The organism is Pseudomonas floridensis (genome assembly GCF_002087235.1).
GTDB lineage: Bacteria > Pseudomonadota > Gammaproteobacteria > Pseudomonadales > Pseudomonadaceae > Aquipseudomonas > Aquipseudomonas floridensis.
Genome location: NZ_MUIO01000223.1, coordinates 1 through 1635, shown reverse-complemented (window position 1 = coordinate 1635; position 1635 = coordinate 1). Strand labels below are relative to the sequence as shown.

2 protein-coding genes are annotated in these 1635 nt (G+C 63.9%); both read left to right on the top strand.

Annotated elements, in window-relative coordinates; translation table 11 throughout:
* Positions 1–803 (top strand): SagB/ThcOx family dehydrogenase (locus BZK31_RS28425; protein WP_157900829.1); only part of this gene is annotated, 803 nt, incomplete at its 5' end.
* Positions 800–1635 (top strand): condensation domain-containing protein (locus BZK31_RS28420; protein WP_244182766.1); only part of this gene is annotated, 836 nt, incomplete at its 3' end. The genes BZK31_RS28425 and BZK31_RS28420, both read left to right, overlap by 4 nt.

Genomic DNA, 1635 nt, shown 5'->3' with positions numbered 1-1635 from the left:
AACGAGCCGCCTCGCCCGAACAGGTGATCGAAGACCCGCAACAGCGCGCCCGTTTCAAGGCAGACCAGCGCGGTCGGCGCACCTTCGCCCGGGATTTGCCTGCGTTGAGCCTGAGACGGCCGGATGACGCTGCGTTTGGCACGCGTTTCAGCGATTACCGTTCAGTACGCCAGTACGCCGCGCAGCCGATCGAAGCGCAAGCGTTCGCCGGGTGGCTTGCCAGCCTCGCGCAAGGGCAACTGGGCGGCGAGGTGAAATACCAGTTCCCGTCGGCGGGCGGTCTGTACCCGATTCAGGCCTACCTGTACGTCAAGCCCGAGCGCGTGGTCGGCGTGCCCGGCGGCGCTTATTACTACGACCCGCTTCAGCACCGGTTGCTGGCGCTGGGCGATGGCGTGCTCGACCCGGACACCTACGACTATTTCGTCAACCGACCGGTGTACGAGAACGCCGCGTTCTCGCTGTTCTTCATCGCCGACATGGCCGCCATCGAGCCGCTCTACGGCGAGCGCAGCCGTGACTTCTGTCACATCGAAAGCGGCGCGATGGCGCAATTGCTGACCATGAGCGCGGTCTCCCACGGGCTTGGTCTGTGCGGGATGGGCTCGCTCGAGGAACAGCAACTGCCGCAGCTGTTCGAGCTGGGGTCGAGCCATCGGCTGATCTACTCGATGGTTGGCGGCCTGCGCGCCGAGGGCGAGCAGCGCCGCACCGAAGTCGAGGCTTTTTCCGTTCAATCCGCCGCGGGCTCAGCCGCACACCATCAGGACGACGACTGCGACATGGAAGAGATTGAGATATGAACGCCTATCAATTGCTGGAGCTGTTCGACCGTCACGCCGTTGCACTCGAGGTGGACGGCGACAAGCTGCGCTGTAAGGCACCGCGTGGTTTTTTGACGGACGAGATGCTGCAGGCGCTCAAGCTGCACAAACTGGAATTGATCGCCCTGTTGAGCGGTGCCGATCCAGCTGCGATACCCAGGCGCAGCGAGACCCGGAGCGACTTGCCCTTGTCGTTTTCGCAACGTCAGCTGTGGTTTCTCGATCAGTTGGAGCCTGGCAATGCGTTTTACAACGTGCCCACTGCGCTGAGCCTGAAAGGGCGGCTCGACGCTGCGACGCTGCAAGGGGCGCTGAATGCGCTGATCGCCCGCCATGACATCCTGCGCACCACCTTCGTCAGCATCGATGGGGAACCGCGTCAGCTCGTGCGGGCATCCATGCCGCTGGTTCTGGCGGTGACCGATCTGCGTGACCTGCCACCGCAAGAGCGCGAGGCGCAGATTCACGCGGCGGTCGAGCGCGATGCCCGGACACCGTTCGACCTTGGACAGGGGCCGCTGCTGCGTGCTTCGCTGCTGCGTCTGGCCGATGATGAACACCTGTGGTTGTACTGCGTGCACCACATCATCGCCGACGGCTGGTCGATAAGCGTGCTGCTGCACGAAGTGACGACGCTGTATGGCGATCTGCTGAGCGGGCAGGCTGCGAGCCTGCCGCCACTGCCGGTGCAATATGCCGATTACGCCTGCTGGCAACAACAACGGCTAGACGACGCGGCGCTGCATCAGCAGCTGCAATTCTGGCAGCGCACACTGAGTGATGCGCCGCCGCTGCTGACCTTGCCCACCGA